Raw genomic sequence first — 15481 nt, forward strand, 5'->3', positions numbered from 1 at the left:
CTACTGCGCGACGGGCTCTTCGACCCGGTCCTCGAGGCGGCGCAGCCGGTCCTCGTAGCGGGAGATGCCGGCCAGCCGGACGCGGATCTGCGCGTGCTGCCGCTGGATCTCCTCGATCAGCGTGCGGGCTTCGGCGATCTGCGGGGCGTCGGCGGTGGGCACCAGCGAGATCGACTCGCGCAGCGTCTCCAGGCGGCCCTCCTGCGCGGCCACGTGCGGGATCAGGCGGTCGAGCTCGGCACGCGCCCAGCCCAGGTCGCCGCGGGCCTGCTCGAGGTTGTGCTCGGCGCTGTCGAGCCGGCGCCGGTGGTCGGCGGTCGCGTGCTCGAGGTTGTTGACGCGCTCGGCGAGGCCGCGGGTGCGGTCGTCGACGCGGAAGTCGATGAGCCGGGCGATCCGGTCGACGAAGCCTCTGCCCAGTTTCTGCACAGCCATGGGTGGGTCCTTACGTGTCGGGTGGGGACGCGCGATCAGCGCAGGAGGGTGGTGTCACCGGTCTTGGTCCAGGAGTCCAGCAGCCGCCCTTCGGCGGCGATCTGGTGCTCCGGGCCGACGATGCAGGAGTCGCCGGCGGCGTGCTCCCACGAGGTCTGGTCCGGGTTGTCGATGAACGAGAACCCGGTGAGCACGAGCTGCGCGGTCGGGAACGACGTCCGCGCGATCCACGCGGCGAGCGTGCCGGTGGTCGACCACGTCGGCTCGTCGCGGGTCGGCAGGCCCAGCGCGTCCGACAGCGGCAGCACGACCTCGCGGTTCGACACCGGGACCGCGCCGAGGTCGGCGGGCCACCAGCCCGGCACGTCCTCCGGCTCCCAGTGCATGCGGCCCGGCTCGACCAGCAGGTAGAGCCGCTTGCGGTAGTCCTGGAAGACGTACGGGGTGGCCCGGATCGCCCGGTTGAACACCACGACGTGCGTCCGGGAGCCGACGATCTCCTGGCCCGGCTGGTCGACGACGAAGCCGTTGACCCGGATGACCAGGTCACAGGCGTCGATCGCCTTCGCGCGCTGGGGGTCGGGCTGGAGCGGCTGGTTGCCGACGACGGCCACCGAACGCGGGTCGGGCCGGTCGGCGTACGCCGCGAGCAGGTTGACCATCAGGCTCGCCGCGCCGAGAGCAGCAGTCATAAGCCGAGAAAGTACCAGCACAAAGGTCACCGGCGACCGCGTATCGGTCACTCGGCTCTACCACAGCGACGGGGTGGCCCGGACGCCGCTCATCCCATCGGTACCCTCGTCCACGTGCATGCCACCAGCACGGTTCAGGCCGCGGACTCACCCGTAGCGACGCCGGCCCCGCCGACGTCGGACAGCAAGACGTTCGCGCGCGCCTTTGCCGACATCCAGGCCGGTTTCAACGCCCGCGAGCTGTGGGGACACCTCGGCTGGCAGGACATCAAGCAGCGCTACCGCCGTTCGGTGATCGGGCCCTTCTGGATCACGATCAGCCAGGCCGTCATCGCGCTCGGGCTCGGGTTGCTGTACTCGCAGCTGTTCAACACCCCGATCCAGGTGTTCCTGCCCTACCTGTCCACCGGCTTCATCCTCTGGGGCTTCATCAGCGGCTGCCTCGCCGAAGGCATGGAAACGTTCATCGCGAACGAGGGGCTGATCAAGCAGCTCCCCGCCCCGCTGAGCGTGTACATGCTGCGCACGGTGTGGCGGCAGTCGCTGCTGCTGGCGCACAACATGATCGTCTACGTCGCGGTGCTGGCGATCTTCTTCACCGCGCTGGACAACCCGTACTCGCTGGGTTCGAAGGACGGCCTCTGCGCGGTCGGCCTCTACTGCCACCCCGGCCTCAGCTGGACCGTGCTGCTGGCCATCCCGGGCTTCCTGCTGCTCGCGCTGAACGCGGGCTGGGTGACGCTGCTGCTGGGCATCATCTCGACCCGGTTCCGCGACATCCCGCAGGTCATCAACTCGCTGATCCAGCTGCTGTTCTACGCCACACCGATCGTCTGGCCGGTGGACCAGCTGCTCGCGGGCGGGGCCCGCGCGAACGCCTCCTGGGCACTGCCGATCATCCAGCTCAACCCGCTGTACCACTTCATGCAGGTGGTCCGGGCGCCGCTGATCGGGCAGTCCTTCACGCCCGGCAACTGGATCGTCGTCGGCGGCATCACCATCGTCGGCTGGGCGCTCGCGCTCGTCGCGATGCGCAACTACCGTGCCCGCGTCTCCTATTGGGTGTGACACATGGTCAGCATTGACGTCCAGAACGCCTTCGTCGACTTCCCGATCTTCGACGCGAAGACCCGGTCGATGAAGAAGAAGGTGCTCGGCAAGGTCGGCGGCAAGATCGGTACCGACACCAAGGTGCCGATCATCGAAGCGCTGCACGACGTGACGCTTTCGCTGCGCGAAGGCGACCGCGTCGGCCTGGTCGGCCACAACGGCGCGGGCAAGTCCACGCTGCTGCGGCTGCTCGCCGGGATCTACGAGCCGACGCGCGGTTCCTCGCGGATCGAGGGCAAGATCGCCCCGGTCTTCGACCTCGGCGTCGGCATGGACCCCGAGATCTCCGGCGAGGAGAACATCATCATCCGCGGCCTCTTCCTCGGGATGACGGCCAAGGAGATGGAGAAGCGCGTCGACGACATCGCCGAGTTCACCGAGCTCGGCGACTACCTCCAGATGCCGCTGCGGACGTACTCGACGGGCATGCGCGTGCGTCTGGCGCTGGGCGTCGTCACGTCCATCGACCCGGAGATCCTGATCCTCGACGAGGGCATCGGCGCGGTCGACGCGGCGTTCCTCAACAAGGCCCGCGACCGGCTCAAGGACCTGGTGAAGCGCTCCGGCATCCTGGTCTTCGCCAGCCACTCGGACGAGTTCCTGTTCGAGCTCTGCGACTCGGCCATCTGGATGGACGAAGGTCACCTCAAGCAACAGGGTTCGCTGCGGGACGTCCTCACGTCGTACAAGGGGCGCGACCCCTTCGAGAACATGAGCGAGGAAACCCTGGCGCGCTTCGGCGTCGAGCCGGCGGCGACGACGAACGGCGGGGAATGATGGTCAGCGAGACCCGGCAGCTGCCCGACGGCGCGGTCGTCGGCGTGGTCGTCACGCGGCACCGGCGCGAGCTGCTGGCGGACTCGCTGAAGGTCATCGCGGCTCAGACGCGGCCGGTCGACCACCTCGTGGTGGTCGACAACGGGCCGGACGACTCGGCCCGCGAAGTCGTCGAGAACTACCCGCTGCCGAGCACGTACCTGCCGTCGCACCGCAACCTCGGCGGCGCCGGCGGGTTCGCGCTGGGCATGCTGCACGCGCTGTCGCTGGGCGCGGACTGGGTCTGGCTGGCCGACGACGACGGGCGGCCGGCCGACGAGAACGTTCTCGCGATCCTGCTGGAGGAAGCGGAAAAGCGGAACCTGGCGGAGATTTCGCCGGTGGTGTCCAACATCGACGCGCCGGACAAGCTCGCGTTCCCGCTGCGCCGCGGCCTGACGTGGAAGCGGTCGCAGTCCGAGCTGGGCGTCGACTTCCTGCCCGGCATCGCGTCCCTGATGAACGGCGCGCTCTTCCGCGCGTCCACTTTGGACGTCGTCGGCGTGCCGGACCTGCGCCTGTTCTTCCGCGGCGACGAGGTCGAGCTGCACCGGCGGCTCGTCCGTTCGGGGCTGCCGTTCGGCACGTCGCTGAAGACGAAGTACCTGCACCCGGACGGCTCGGACGAGTTCAAGCCGATGCTGGGCGGCAAGTTCCACGCGCAGGACCCGGAGAACGAGGTCAAGCGCTACTACACGTACCGCAACCGCGGGTACCTGCTGTCGCAGCCCGGGATGCGGAAGATCGGCGCGCTGGAGATCGTCCGGTTCGGGCTGTACTTCGTGGGTGTGAAGCGGGACCCGAAGGCGTTCCTGCAGTGGCTGAAGCTGGTCCGGCAGGGCCGCGCGGAGAAGTTCTACCGCTACTGAGCCTACGAAAAGGGCCCCCGTTCCGCGGGGGCCCTTTTTCGTGCGTTCCTATTCGCCGATGACCGGCGGCGCGGTGCGCAGGTCGGTGCCGAAGACCTCGTCGGGGTCACCCTCGACCAGGTAGGTCGGGCGCGAGTGCTCGGTGTCTTCGTCACCCTCGCCCTTCTGGCCGCGGCCCATCCCGCCGCCACCCATCCCGCCACGGCCGGCGCCACTGCCCGCGCCGAGCCCGCCCATCCCGCGTCCGGCCGCGGCCTCGGCCGCCCCGATGCCACCGGGCCGGGCCGCCCCCGACGCGGCACCCGCGCCCGTGGCGTTGGCCCCGCCCGAGCCGCCGGGCCCGAAGCCGCCGGCACCCCGGCCGCCACCCCCGCCGACCTTGGAGTTGTAGGCCTCGTCCCCGCCGAAGTTCATCCCGCCGCCCATCGGCATCGGGCTCATCGGCATGCCCCCGAACTGCTGGTTCGGGTTCGGCGCCGACCCACCGGGGATCGACCCCGGCGTGAAGCTGGACGGCGTCGTCGTGCCGGCGGGGAGGAGCCCCGCGCCGGTGGTCGAGCCCGGCCCGGAGATCTGCGGCGTCCCGGTGGTGCCCGGGATGTTGCCGGTGGTGAAGTTGTTCGTGCCACCGCCCGGCATGTTCACCGAGTGCGACCCCGGCATATCCACCTTGGACGGCGTGTTGATGCCGTTCTTGTCCCCGGTCCCGTTGGGATCGTCACTGCCCCCACCGGTGCTGAAACTCGGCGGCGGCGCGAAGGCAGGCTGCTTCGACGCGGCCTCGTAGAGGTTCTTGTCGTAGGTCGCCATGACCCCGGCGGCCTGGTCGTGCGCCGCCTGGCTGTCCTTCTGCTTCTGGATGGACTTGTCGACGTTGTCGGCGAGGTTGAAGGGGTTCGAGGTCGCCCACGACCCGAACTCCTCCTTCCAGCTGAACGGAATCGGCGCCGGCATGGAGTTCTTGGCCGTCGACGCGGCCTGGCCCTGGTCGTAGATGGTCTCCGAGGCCAGTTTCGCGTTCTGCGAGTTGGCGTCGGACCACTTGCTCAGGCTGGTGAAGTACTGCTGAGCGTTCTCGGCCGCGGTGCCTTCCCAAGTGCCCTTGGAGGAGTTGACGGCGGTGTTCATCGACTGGGCGAACTTGTCGAAGACCTGGTGGACCTGGTGATAGGCGGTCGAAACCTCACCGACCTGGTCCACGTTGAGGTTGCTCTCCAAGAACGCCTGCAGCTGGGCGTGGTCACTGCCCTTGTAGTCGGCGTTCGGCGCTTGGAGTCCCTGGACGTACTCGACGTCACGACCCTTGGTGGCGTCCTCGACGTTCTTGTCGCCCATCTGCTGAGCTTGGTTCTTCGCCCGGGCCTGGGCCATCCACTGCTGGATCGGGCCGAACAGCCAGCTGCTGGGGTCGACGCCCTCTTCCGCCTTCTGCTGAAGGTAGGCGTCGCGCTCGGCAGGAGCCATGTCCTGCACTTCTTGCGGCGTCTTGTCCGCCGTCTTCGGCGGCGGTCCCTGTCGCGTGCTCATCTGAACTCCCCTTACGCCTTGGGCAGTCTCGGCTCGACGGCCTTGGTGGCCACTTCATTGGCCATCTGACAGGCCTTCTCGACGGTGTCCACGGCGGTCACGTTCACGTCGACCCGCGCTTTGTCCCCGACACCGAGCGCGACCGTGCACCCGAGGGGCGACTGGCTCGACGCCTGTTTCGCCTTGCGTCCGTTGACGTCCAGGTCCTTGATGCCGCCGCCGGTGTCGACGACCGAGTCGAGCGGGGCATTGTCGCGGATGGCGACGCCGATGATGGCGCCTTCCTCACTCGCGTCGGTGCGCTGCTTCTGGTAGGAGCAAACACGCGCTCCCCCGAGCTTCTTGTCCTCGGGTTCCTTGAAGGTGCCGTAGGCGGTCACGTCGGCGGCGATCAGCAGCGTGCACGGCTCCAGCGACGTCGTATCGGCACCACCCGGGTTCGCCGAACTCGACTCCCCGGTGGACGGCTCGGACGTCGCCGAGCCGACCGGTGAGGGTGTCCCGTTCCGGGTGTCCGTGCACCCGGCCAGCAGCAGGGCACCCGCGGCGACGGGCAGGACGGCGCGTACGAGGAGTTTCATCATTCCCTAGGACTTGGGCTTCAAGCCGCCGAGCGCGGCGTTCTCGGATTCGTTGTAGAGGCCCGCGGCGCGCTGGAGCGCCTCGTTGGCCTGCCTGGCCACCTGCTTGAGCTGGTCGAGCACGACGCTCGCGGACCCCTCGGCCTGCGCCGCGCCCTTCTGGTCGTGCGCCGCGATGGTGTGGCCGTACGGGTGGTTGCCCAGCTGCGGTGACTGGTTGAGCACGTAGGTCGTTTCGCCCAGGCCGTCCAGGTCGTCGACCAGGGCGAGGAGCGCCGTCGTGAGCGGCTTGACGCCCTCGGGGGTGATCTTGAAACCACCGCTCTTGGCCGCATCGACCAGCTTCTGCGTCTCCGCCGTCACGCTCTGCACCGCGGCGCCCATGGCGCCCGACGAGAACGGGTTGACGATGTCCGCGAAGGAGCCGCCGCCTCCGCCGTCAGCTATCTGCATCGCAGTCCACCCCGAATTCGCTTCGCCCGTGCGTGTGCACCCGGGAGTCTACTAGCCGGGCACCCAGCGCAACCGCGCTTCACCGATCTTCACTTCGGACGCACAGGGCGTGCAGGCGGTTCCCGGAGCTCAGAACTGCCCTTCGAGCTGCGCGTACAGCTGCTGGGCCAGGCGCGCGTTGTCGGCCGGGGCGTAGGTGAGCCAGCGCTGGCCGTCCGCGGCCGTCCGCGACGACATCAGCCAGCGGCCCGCCGGGGTGTCGAACCAGGCCAACGGCGGGTACGTGCCGCCGCGGGTCTGGGCCGTGAACTGGCCCACCCGCTTCTTCGGTTCCTGGAAGACGCGCTCGATCATGCGGACCTGGGGGCCGCCGCCACCGTCGGGCGAACGCGGGGCGCTGACGCCGGCGAACGGGTCGTACGCCTCGTCGCGGCGCTGGGTTCGGGGCTGCTGGACCGGCCTCGAGATCGTGACCGACTGGCCGGGGGCGGCCGGGGTCAGGGGCAGCAGGTCGACGATCGCCGGGACGATGCCGGTCGGGCGGACCTCCTCGAAGACGATGAGGTTCTCCTCCTGGCGGCCGAGCACCGCGAACTGGCCGTCGGAGGCGACACGGGCGAACAGCTGGCGGTCGCCCAGCTCGGCGGCCGCGGAGATGGTGACGCTGCCCCGGACGAACGTCGTCAGCGCCAGCTCGGCGTCCGCGTCGAGGCGGCCGCGGCTCCACAGCCCGCGGCCGCTCAGGTCGCGGACGACGGCGTCGCGGATCATCGCGCGCTGCTCGACCGTCGTGCCGACGTGCGGCACCTCGAACGGCGTCGGCGCGCGGCCCAGCCCGAGCTGTTCGAACAGGATGTCCACCGCTGCCAGCGACAGCGAGAACGAGTGAGGCATCGCGTTTCCCCCCGCGGGTTCTTCCGGACTTGGGCAAAACGGTAGTCCATCCGCTCTCGGCGAACCCGCTTGCCCGGAGAAGATCGCCGCTGGTCCGATGGACGCATGGCCGACCCGAAACCCGCACTCGTGCTGCACCTCGCCACCGGCGGGGAACCGCTGCTGTTCGCGCTGACGACCGAAGAATCCGGCAAGCTGGCGGGCAAGCTCGCCCAGCTCGTGAAGACCGGCGCCGTCGAAACGGTGACCACCAAGGACCACTCGGAGGTCGCGATCAACTTCGCCCACGTGGCCGCCGCGTACGTCGACGACCTCACCCGGAAGAGCACGGTGTTCGGCATGCACGGCTGACGCGGCGAAGGCCGCCTCACGACGAGCGTGAGACGGCCTTCGGGCGAAAAGCTCAGAGCTTGTACAGACGCTTCCAGTTCTCGCGCGAGGTCAGCTCGGGCATGGCGCGCTTGTACTGCTCCTGCACCGCCGCGCCTTCCTTGCGCAGGCGCTGGACGACCTTCGCGCCGCGCTTGGCCAGGTCGAACATCTTGACCTTGTCGTAGGAGCGGACGCGGACGCCTTCCTGGTTCGCGTCCGTCACGACCGCCGTGTCGAACAGGGCGATGTGCCACCAGTTCGCCTCGTCGATCGGCACCGCGCCGAGGCCGAAGCGGCTGCGGCCGAGCACCCGGTCGAGCACGCGCTTGATCAGCACCAGGCGCTGCATGCTGGGCCGCGGCGCGCTGTTGATGATGCCGATGTCGTTGGACGCGATGCCCGGGACGTCGGTCGCCTTGTGGCGCTTGGTCTCCGGGTACTGGTCGCGGATCCGGCGGATCTCCTTCATCGCCTCGACGCCGCCGTCACGCAGGACCTCCGGACCCTCGAGGAAGTCCTCGACGGCCTTGATCAGCGTCGCCGACAGGCCGTACTGCATGCCGAGCAGGTAGCGCACCAGCTGCGCGAGCAGCACCCGCGAGAGCAGGTTCAGGTTGAACGGCGAGTGCAGCGCGGCGGTGATGATCGAGTTGCGCAGGTTGAAGTACCGGTGCCACTCGTCCCAGTCCTTCATGTGGAAGTCCGCGTGCCACACGCCCGCGCCCGGCAGCGTCACGGTCGGGAAGCCGTGCGCGCGGGCCCGGTAGGAGTACTCGGCGTCGTCCCACTGGAAGAAGAACGGCAGCGGGTACCCGGTCGCCTGGACGACCTCGTAGGGGATCAGGCACGACCACCAGCCGTTGTAGCCGGCGTCGAGGCGGCGCTCCTGGCGGTTCGGCTTCAGCGTCTCCTCGTCGACGCCGAGCAGGTCCGCCGTCGACAGCGAGTGCTCGACCGGCTGGCCGGGCTCGAGGGTGTTGAGCCGGGCGTACTCAGCGCCGACGTGCAGCTGGTTCGGGTGGAACAGGTTCAGCATCTGGCCGCCGACGATGATCGGGTTGGCGGCGCGGTTCGAGAACGCCGTCATCCGGATCACCAGGTCCGGCTCGAGCAGCACGTCGTCGTCCATGAACAGGACGTTCGCGTGCTCGGTCGCGGTGTGCCCGGCGACCTCGAAGAGGCCGCGGGTGAAGCCGCCGGCGCCGCCGAGGTTCGGCTGCTTGATGTAGTGCAGCTTGTCGGCGAGGTCCTTCGCGACCTGCTCGAAGCCGTCGCGGGACTCGACGAGGTCGGTGCCCTGGTCGGCGACGTAGATCGCGTCCAGGGTCTCCAGCGAGGAGACGTCCGCGGCGAGGGCCTGGAGGTTCTTCAGGCAGTCGTCGGCGCGGTTCATCGTGCAGATGGTCACGGCGGTCGGGCGGATCTTCTCCGGCGCCTCGACCGTCCAGCGGACCTGCTCGACGCGCAGCGTCTGGCCGCCCTCGGTCTCGAGGTCGAGCCAGAGCGCGCCGCCGTCGTAGAACTTGTCCAGCTTGCCGGTCAGCGTCACCTTCAGCTGCTTGGCGTCGGCGACCTGCTCGGCCTCGATCACCCGCGGCTCGCCCTCGACGTCGGACGCGCCCATGGACAGCAGGCCGGTCCCGGTCACAACGGCCTCGACCGAGACCTCGGACACGGTCGTCCAGCGCTGCCAGTAGCTGGCCGGGAACCGGCCGAAGTACGTGTTGCCCGACACCTTGGAGGCGGGCTCGAGGGAGATGGCCGCACGTTCCCGCACGGCCGAGCCCCATTCGAGCTCGGCGTACAGGTCCTTGCTGACGATCGGCGCCGGGCCGGCGTAGAGCCCGCGCTGCGCCGTCAGGCGACCCTGCGGAGTGTGCTCGGTGAACCGCGTCTCGGCGGCCGCGCCGGCTTGGGTGCTCGGCGCCGGGGTTGCTGTTTTACCGGGCATTGATGTCCTCAGTTCTCCTTGGTCGACGGCTCGCGGAACACGACCCACTTGAGCATCACGAAGTTGATCACCGTGGCGGTGGCCTGCGACACGGCCCAGCACAGTGTGTGCTGCCACGCCGATTCCGGCAGAACCTGCAGCATCAGCTGGTTCACCCCGACCGCGACGAAGAACGTGACGGTGTAGAGCAGGACGAACGAGCCGACCTGCGCCTTGCCGTCGCGGCGGCCGCCGGAGAAGGTGAACTTCCGGTTCAGGAAGAACGCCGTGGTGGTACCCACGATGAAACTGATAGCGCGGGCGACGTCGACCCACGGTGAAGTGGCCATCCCGGCCACCTGGGTCAGCAGCGTGTACGTGCCCAGGTCGACCAGGGCGCAGAAGCCGCCGATCAGGGCGAAGCGAATCAGCTGCCCGAGCAGTCCGATGTTGGACGGCTGAGCAGCTGCGATGTCGGCTTGCGGATCGGTCGCCACCACTGCATTACCTCGTTGCCTGAGTCATGGTCACCCGCGCGGGCGCTTGTGCCTTGATGCGCAAAGTGTAGAAGCGAGCACTTCAGGGTCACGTTCCGGGCGTGTTTCGGCGTGGCTACCCTGGTCGGGTGACCCACTCCCCCGAGACACAGCGTCGCACGCTCACCGGCTGGGGACGCACCGCTCCGACCGTCGCCGACGTCCTGACCACGCCGGATGTCGAGACCATCGCCAAGGCCGTGCGCCAGGCCGGCGAGCGCGGCGTCATCGCGCGTGGCCTCGGCCGGTCCTACGGCGACCCGGCGCAGAACGCGGGCGGCCTGGTCGTCGACATGACCGCGCTCGACCGGATCCACTCGATCGACCCGGACTCGGGCCTCGTGGACCTCGACGCCGGCGTCAGCCTCGACAAGCTGATGCGCGAGGCGCTGCCGCACGGCCTGTGGGTCCCCGTGCTCCCGGGCACCCGCCAGGTGACGATCGGCGGCGCGATCGCCAACGACATCCACGGCAAGAACCACCACAGCGCGGGCAGCTTCGGCAACCACGTCGTGTCGATGGACCTGCTGACCGCGGACGGCCAGGTGCGCACGCTCACCCCGGAGGGCCCCGACTCGGAGCTGTTCTGGGCGACCGTCGCCGGCATCGGCCTGACCGGCATCATCGTGCGCGCCACGATCCGGATGAAGAAGACCGAGACGGCCTACTTCATCGTCGACGCCGACCGCACGGCGAGCCTGGACGAGACGCTCGGCCTGTTCACCGACGGCTCGGACCTCACCTACGACTACTCGATGTCGGTGCCCGACCTGATCTCGTCGGACCACCGCCTCGGCCGGGCGACGTTCTCGCGCGGCTCGCTGGCGAAGCTCGACCAGCTGCCGCCGAAGCTGCGGGCCGAGCCGCTGAAGTTCGACGCGCCGCAGCTGGCGACCCTGCCGGACGTCTTCCCGAACGGCCTGGGCAACAAGCTCACGTTCGGGCTGATCAACGAGCTGTGGCAGAAGACCGTGCCCAAGAAGGGCGCGCGCGGCAAGATCCAGAACCTGACGCAGTTCTACCACCCGCTGGACATGCTGAGCGAGTGGAACCGCGCCTACGGCTCCAAGGGCTTCCTGCAGTACCAGTTCTCGGTGCCGTTCGGCGCGGAGGACCAGCTCAAGGCCCTCTGCCGGCGGATCGCGACGTCGGGCCACTACTCGTTCCTCAACGTGTTCAAGCGCATGGGCGACGCCAACCCGGCGCCCCTGTCGTGGCCGTCGCCGGGCTGGATGCTCAGCGTCGACTTCCCGATCAAGCGCGGCCTGAGCGCGTTCTGCCTGGAGCTGGACGACGCCGTGCTCGCGGCGGGTGGCCGGCTGTACACCGCGAAGGACTCCCGGACGTCCGCGGAGACGTTCGCGAAGATGTACCCGCGGCTCGAAGAATGGCGCAAGATCCGCGCTTCCGTTGACCCCGAAGGCGTTTTCGCCTCTGACATGAGCCGGAGGCTCGAACTGTGATCGACGCGGTGGGCAACCCCCAATCCCTGCTCCTGCTCGGCGGCACCTCCGACATCGCGCTGGCGATCGCCGAGAAGTACCTGGCCGAGAAGCCCCTGCGGGTCGTGCTGGCCGCGCGCCCGTCGCCCCGGCTGGACGCGGCCGCGCAGCGCCTGAAGGACCGCGGCGCCGAGGTGTCCACTGTGGACTTCGACGCGAAGGACACGGCGTCGCACCCGGGCGTGCTGGACAAGGCGTTCCACGGCGGCGACATCGACGTCGCGGTCGTGGCGTTCGGCCTGCTCGGCGACCCGGAAGAGGTCTGGCAGGACCACGCGAAGGCTGTCGAGCTGGCGACCGTGAACTACACGGCCGCGGTGTCGGTCGGCGTCGCGCTGTCGGAGAAGCTCAAGGCGCAGGGCCACGGCAAGGTGATCGCGCTGTCGTCGGTGGCCGGCGAGCGCGTCCGGCGGTCCAACTTCGTCTACGGGTCCACGAAGGCCGGTTTCGACGGGTTCTACCTGGGTCTGGGCGAGGCGCTGGCGCCGTCCGGCGTGCAGGTGACGGTCGTCCGGCCCGGGCACGTCAAGACGAAGATGACCGAGGGCCTCAAGGACGCCCCGCTGGCGCAGACGGCCGAGCAGGTGGCGGAGACCGCCGTCGCGGCCGCGCGGGCGGGCAAGGACCTCGTGTGGGCGCCGGCGCAGTTCCGCCTGGTGATGTCGGCCCTGCGGCACGTGCCGCGGCCGATCTTCCGCAAGCTCCCGATCTAGGACCTGCACCCTGGGGTTGAGCCGAAGCTCCAGCCAAGCCCGGTCCCCACGCCGATGTGGTCGTCAGCCAGCCGAAACAGACTGTCACCATGACGACTACGACGAGCGAACGCGCCGGGCTCACGATGCTGCTCCGCGACATCGCTCTCCCGATGGCCCTGTACTACGTCCTGCGCGCCCTCGACGTCGACGCGTTGTGGGCCCTGCTGGCCGGCGCCGTGGTGCCGGTGCTGCGGACCGGGTACGTCCTGGCGCGGCACCGGCGGATCGACCCGGTCAGCGCGTTCGTGCTGGCCGTGCTGCTGGTCAACAGCGCGGTGGCGGTGTTTTCCGGCGATCCGCGGCTGCTGCTCGTCCGCGGCGCCTGGCTCACGCTGCCGCTGGGCTTGGTGCTGCTGGGGAGCCTGCTCGCCGGGCAGCGGCCGCTGCTCTTCCGGGCGGTCTGCGCCCTCCAGCCGGCCCGTGCCGATGACCTCGAGCGGCTTTGGGGCGTCTCCGCGCCGTTCCGGCAGCGGTGGCGTTCGGCGACGCTGTGGTGGGGCGCCGGGTGCGTCCTGCTGGCCGGCACCGTTTTCGTGATGGCGTTCACGCTGCCCGTGGACGTCGTGCCGGTCCTCGAGTCCGCGCTGACCGTCTTGTGCGTCGTCGGCGGTGTGAAGTTCACGCGGCGCCGGATGTTCGCCTGGCGCTGATCAGCCCCCGACGGCGTGGGCGGGCACCAGGTACAGGTTCTGGCTGCCCATCCACGGCGAGTCGATCCGCCAGCTCGCCAGCGCCGCCGGCGGTGGCGTGCGGCGGGTCGTGGCCAGGACCAGGTCCGGGCTGATCGGCGCGACGCTGTGGTCGAAGTTGTGGAAGTTGGCTTCCAGCAGCGCCCGGCCGATGTCGCCGCTGCGGAGCTTCGTCGCGGTGATCGCCGGGTCGACCGCGCCGCGGTCGGAGAACTCGTCGACCAGTTCGCAGTCGCACGCGTAGGCCAGCGCGCCGACCTCGCCCGCCGTCTCGACCTTGCGGCCGTGCGCGAGCGCCGCCAGTTCCTGGCCGATCTCGCGGTACTCCGTCGTCGACGCGTGGTTGCTGGTGATCGGCGCGAACTGGCGCGGCAGGCCGGGCATCGCGTACACGGCGACGCCGGCCGCGACCACCGCGGCGGCGGCCGTCCACGTCCCGCGGCGCACCCGCTCCGGGACGGCTGAGGCGCACGCGGCGAGGAAGATCGTCGCGCCGATGATGCTGGGCGCGTAGTACCAGTGGTACGGCGGCACGCCGAGGCGGCTGTAGGCGACGTAGTGCAGGGCGCCCGCGACGGCGAGCGCGGCGAACGGCGTCAGGCGGCGGGCGGTCTCGGAGCCGCGGCGGTACAGGACGACCCAAGCCACCCCCGCCACGCCGCCGAGCAGCAGCGGCAGGAACGAGAGCGTGGCCGCCATCGGGAAGTTGCGCCAGTAGAGCAGCGGGCCGTTGGTGAAGCTGAACGGTCCCCACGACTGCTGGCTGATCTTGATGACGAGCGTGTCCGGCACGGCCGAGCCGAGCACCAGCCAGCTGAAGCCGAACCACGGGAGCATCACGGCGAGCGCCGAGAACGCCGTCCGCCAGATGCCCACCCAGAAGTCCCGGCGGGCCGCGAACAGCACTGCCGCGATCAGCAGCAGGTCGATCCGGACGAGCGCGAGCAGCCCGATCACGACGCCCAGCCGGCCCGCGTGGCGCTCGCCGGCGTGGACGAGCACCCAGACGACGCCGGTGGCGCCGAGCGCGACCTCCAGCCCGATCGACGACAGCAGCAGCGGGTTGACCAGCAGCAACGCGAACGTCAGCGGCGCGAACGCGGCCGGCAGCCCGGTGCGCTCGCCGAGCCGGCGCAGGCCCAGCACGAGCAGCACCTGCGCGACGACGAACACGATCCCCGCGGCGACGATCGCGTCGCGGACGACGAACGTGACCGCGCCGAGGGCCAGGACGTTCAGCGGGGACGTCGCGGTGTTCGCCGTCCCCTGCTCGATCAGGCCCCAGTGGGCGTGGAAGGCGAGGTTCTTCGCGTAGGACAGCGTGATGTAGGTGTCATCGATGAGATGCCTGCTGACCAGGGCGAACACCAGCGCGGACGCCGCCGCGGCGCCCGCCGGGAGGGCCCACGGACGGGCAGCGGGCAGGGCCGCCGGCAGCGCACGGGCGACCTTGGGGAGTTCTGCGGAGGCGCTTCGCATCACGAACACCGTACCCGGTTCGTGATGCTTCCGTGATCTGAGTGGGGAGTGGGTGGCGCAGGCCACAGTGCCCCGGTGGGTCAGATCCCGTCGCCGCTGCTTTGGCCGGAGTTGTTGCCCTGGCCTTGGCCGCCGCCGTGGAAGCCCGGACCGCGGCCGTCGTGGTTGCCCCCGGGACCGTTGTACTGGCGGTGGATGCCGGGGCGGCCGTCGCGAGGGCCGTGGTGGCTCGCGGCGGCGATCCCGCCGACGATGCCGCCGCCGACCAGCAGCCCGAGCACCCCGACGGCGACGAGCTGGGTGGCCCGGTGGCCGACGAACCGCCGGAAGCCGCCTTGCTGCCGTGGGGCGGCCTGGGGCGGGCCGTAGGCGCCGTAGGTCTGGCCGGGGCCGGGCTGCGAGAGCTGAGGGGTGGGCGGGGCCTGCTGGGACGCCGCGGTGGGCAGGGGCTGCGCCTGCGGCCCCGGCCCGGCGGCGGGTGGGGGCTGCTGGCCGAGCACCGCGGTCTGGTCGGCCGGCGTGGTGCCGCCCTCGGCTGGGGTCGCGGCGGACTGGGCCGGCGCCGGCGCGGCGGGCTCACCCGGCGCGGCCGGGGCCTGCTGGCCGGGCGCCGAAGCGGCGGCGGCCGGGGGCTGCTGGCCGAGCACCGCGGTCTGGTCGGCCGGGGCGGCGGGTGGAACCTGCGCGGTGCCACTCTCGGCCGCCGGGGTGGCGGCGGGCTGGGTGGGGTCGGCCGCCGGCGGGGTGGTCGGCTGCTCGACGGTGGGCTGGTCGGCTCCTTGCGGGGCCTTCTCCTCGCGCGGCTGGTCGGTCATCGTCGCTCCTGTGGTCACGGGGACGG

At 70.3% G+C, this 15481-nt stretch carries 17 protein-coding genes; 7 read left to right on the forward strand and 10 right to left on the reverse strand.

All coding sequences use genetic code 11. From position 1 onward, the window contains the following. Positions 1 to 435 (reverse strand): hypothetical protein, encoded by a 435-nt coding sequence (locus tag SD460_RS04860; RefSeq protein ID WP_290058125.1) that lies wholly within the window; start codon positions 433 to 435, stop codon positions 1 to 3. 35 nt (positions 436 to 470) lie between these two features. Next, positions 471 to 1097 (reverse strand): glycosyltransferase family 29 protein, encoded by a 627-nt coding sequence (locus SD460_RS04865; protein ID WP_290058147.1) that lies wholly within the window; start codon positions 1095 to 1097, stop codon positions 471 to 473. A 144-nt stretch (positions 1098 to 1241) separates the two neighbouring features. Here SD460_RS04865 and wzm point away from each other — a divergent pair, with 144 nt between their 5' ends. The 3 genes from wzm to glfT1 are packed head-to-tail and all read left to right on the forward strand — an operon-like array spanning position 1242 to position 3922. Beyond that, entirely contained in the window at positions 1242 to 2195 is a 954-nt protein-coding gene (gene wzm / locus SD460_RS04870) for a galactan export ABC transporter permease subunit Wzm/RfbD (protein WP_290058124.1), read from the forward strand. Between the two features lie 3 nt (positions 2196 to 2198). Further along, on the forward strand, positions 2199 to 3014 hold the full coding sequence (wzt, locus tag SD460_RS04875; RefSeq protein ID WP_290058123.1) for a galactan export ABC transporter ATP-binding subunit Wzt/RfbE: 816 nt from the start codon (positions 2199 to 2201) through the stop codon (positions 3012 to 3014). Beyond that, positions 3014 to 3922, forward strand: coding sequence for a galactofuranosyltransferase GlfT1 (glfT1, locus tag SD460_RS04880; RefSeq protein ID WP_318305947.1), 909 nt, complete (start codon positions 3014 to 3016; stop codon positions 3920 to 3922). Before wzt ends, glfT1 begins: the two co-directional genes overlap by 1 nt. A 48-nt stretch (positions 3923 to 3970) precedes the next feature. Here the strand turns inward: glfT1 and SD460_RS04885 are convergent, their stop codons facing one another. The 4 genes from SD460_RS04885 to SD460_RS04900 all read right to left on the reverse strand — a co-directional run bounded on the left by SD460_RS04885 (position 3971) and on the right by SD460_RS04900 (position 7377). Further along, on the reverse strand, positions 3971 to 5449 hold the full coding sequence (locus tag SD460_RS04885) for a hypothetical protein (protein WP_318305948.1): 1479 nt from the start codon (positions 5447 to 5449) through the stop codon (positions 3971 to 3973). Between the two features lie 11 nt (positions 5450 to 5460). After that, positions 5461 to 6030: a DUF3558 domain-containing protein gene (locus SD460_RS04890; protein ID WP_290061657.1), complete on the reverse strand. Its 570-nt coding sequence runs from the start codon at positions 6028 to 6030 to the stop codon at positions 5461 to 5463. 6 nt (positions 6031 to 6036) lie between these two features. Then, positions 6037 to 6483 (reverse strand): hypothetical protein, encoded by a 447-nt coding sequence (locus SD460_RS04895; protein ID WP_290061658.1) that lies wholly within the window; start codon positions 6481 to 6483, stop codon positions 6037 to 6039. 129 nt (positions 6484 to 6612) lie between these two features. After that, a complete protein-coding gene (locus SD460_RS04900) occupies positions 6613 to 7377 on the reverse strand; it encodes an ESX secretion-associated protein EspG (RefSeq protein WP_318305949.1) in 765 nt (254 codons plus the stop codon). A 105-nt stretch (positions 7378 to 7482) separates the two neighbouring features. On the opposite strand from SD460_RS04900, the gene SD460_RS04905 reads away from it, so the two are divergent. Further along, positions 7483 to 7728, forward strand: a complete 246-nt coding sequence (locus tag SD460_RS04905) for a hypothetical protein (protein ID WP_290061660.1) — start codon at positions 7483 to 7485, stop codon at positions 7726 to 7728. 52 nt (positions 7729 to 7780) lie between these two features. On the opposite strand, the gene SD460_RS04910 is transcribed toward SD460_RS04905, so the two are convergent. Both SD460_RS04910 and SD460_RS04915 read right to left on the reverse strand, forming a co-directional pair. Further along, complete coding sequence (locus tag SD460_RS04910) at positions 7781 to 9700, reverse strand: glycosyltransferase (protein ID WP_290061661.1); 1920 nt, start codon at positions 9698 to 9700, stop codon at positions 7781 to 7783. Positions 9701 to 9708: 8 nt separating this feature from the next. Beyond that, on the reverse strand, positions 9709 to 10179 hold the full coding sequence (locus tag SD460_RS04915; RefSeq protein WP_290061662.1) for a GtrA family protein: 471 nt from the start codon (positions 10177 to 10179) through the stop codon (positions 9709 to 9711). Between the two features lie 125 nt (positions 10180 to 10304). Between SD460_RS04915 and dprE1 the strand changes: the two genes are divergently transcribed. The 3 genes from dprE1 (at position 10305) to SD460_RS04930 (ending at position 13122) form a co-directional block, all read left to right on the forward strand. Further along, a complete protein-coding gene (gene dprE1, locus SD460_RS04920; RefSeq protein WP_290061663.1) occupies positions 10305 to 11678 on the forward strand; it encodes a decaprenylphosphoryl-beta-D-ribose oxidase in 1374 nt (457 codons plus the stop codon). Beyond that, positions 11675 to 12430 carry a decaprenylphospho-beta-D-erythro-pentofuranosid-2-ulose 2-reductase gene (dprE2, locus tag SD460_RS04925; protein ID WP_290061664.1) on the forward strand — a complete coding sequence of 252 codons (756 nt, stop codon included), beginning with the start codon at positions 11675 to 11677 and terminating at the stop codon, positions 12428 to 12430. The genes dprE1 and dprE2 overlap by 4 nt, the downstream gene beginning before the upstream one ends. Positions 12431 to 12519: 89 nt before the next feature. Next, positions 12520 to 13122: a VC0807 family protein gene (locus tag SD460_RS04930; RefSeq protein ID WP_290061665.1), complete on the forward strand. Its 603-nt coding sequence runs from the start codon at positions 12520 to 12522 to the stop codon at positions 13120 to 13122. Here the strand turns inward: SD460_RS04930 and SD460_RS04935 are convergent, their stop codons facing one another. Beyond that, a complete protein-coding gene (locus tag SD460_RS04935; protein WP_290061666.1) occupies positions 13123 to 14640 on the reverse strand; it encodes a hypothetical protein in 1518 nt (505 codons plus the stop codon). It abuts the gene before it with no gap. 80 nt (positions 14641 to 14720) lie between these two features. Further along, positions 14721 to 15455: a hypothetical protein gene (locus SD460_RS04940; protein ID WP_318305950.1), complete on the reverse strand. Its 735-nt coding sequence runs from the start codon at positions 15453 to 15455 to the stop codon at positions 14721 to 14723. Between the last annotated feature and the right edge of the window lie 26 nt (positions 15456 to 15481).

Source organism: Amycolatopsis solani (genome assembly GCF_033441515.1).
Classification (GTDB): Bacteria; Actinomycetota; Actinomycetes; order Mycobacteriales; family Pseudonocardiaceae; genus Amycolatopsis; species Amycolatopsis solani.

Excerpts from the sequence above, each read along its gene's own strand:
- SD460_RS04860 (WP_290058125.1), bottom strand. The coding sequence starts at position 435 with ATGGCTGTGCAGAAACTGGGCAGAGGCTTCGTCGACCGGATCGCCCGG.
- SD460_RS04865 (WP_290058147.1), bottom strand. The coding sequence starts at position 1,097 with ATGGTCAACCTGCTCGCGGCGTACGCCGACCGGCCCGACCCGCGTTCG.
- wzt (WP_290058123.1), top strand. The coding sequence starts at position 2,199 with ATGGTCAGCATTGACGTCCAGAACGCCTTCGTCGACTTCCCGATCTTC.
- glfT1 (WP_318305947.1), top strand. The coding sequence starts at position 3,014 with ATGGTCAGCGAGACCCGGCAGCTGCCCGACGGCGCGGTCGTCGGCGTG.
- SD460_RS04885 (WP_318305948.1), bottom strand. The coding sequence starts at position 5,449 with ATGAGCACGCGACAGGGACCGCCGCCGAAGACGGCGGACAAGACGCCG.
- SD460_RS04890 (WP_290061657.1), bottom strand. The coding sequence starts at position 6,030 with ATGAAACTCCTCGTACGCGCCGTCCTGCCCGTCGCCGCGGGTGCCCTG.
- SD460_RS04895 (WP_290061658.1), bottom strand. The coding sequence starts at position 6,483 with ATGCAGATAGCTGACGGCGGAGGCGGCGGCTCCTTCGCGGACATCGTC.
- SD460_RS04900 (WP_318305949.1), bottom strand. The coding sequence starts at position 7,377 with ATGCCTCACTCGTTCTCGCTGTCGCTGGCAGCGGTGGACATCCTGTTC.
- SD460_RS04905 (WP_290061660.1), top strand. The coding sequence starts at position 7,483 with ATGGCCGACCCGAAACCCGCACTCGTGCTGCACCTCGCCACCGGCGGG.
- SD460_RS04910 (WP_290061661.1), bottom strand. The coding sequence starts at position 9,700 with ATGCCCGGTAAAACAGCAACCCCGGCGCCGAGCACCCAAGCCGGCGCG.
- SD460_RS04930 (WP_290061665.1), top strand. The coding sequence starts at position 12,520 with ATGACGACTACGACGAGCGAACGCGCCGGGCTCACGATGCTGCTCCGC.
- SD460_RS04935 (WP_290061666.1), bottom strand. The coding sequence starts at position 14,640 with ATGCGAAGCGCCTCCGCAGAACTCCCCAAGGTCGCCCGTGCGCTGCCG.
- SD460_RS04940 (WP_318305950.1), bottom strand. The coding sequence starts at position 15,455 with ATGACCGACCAGCCGCGCGAGGAGAAGGCCCCGCAAGGAGCCGACCAG.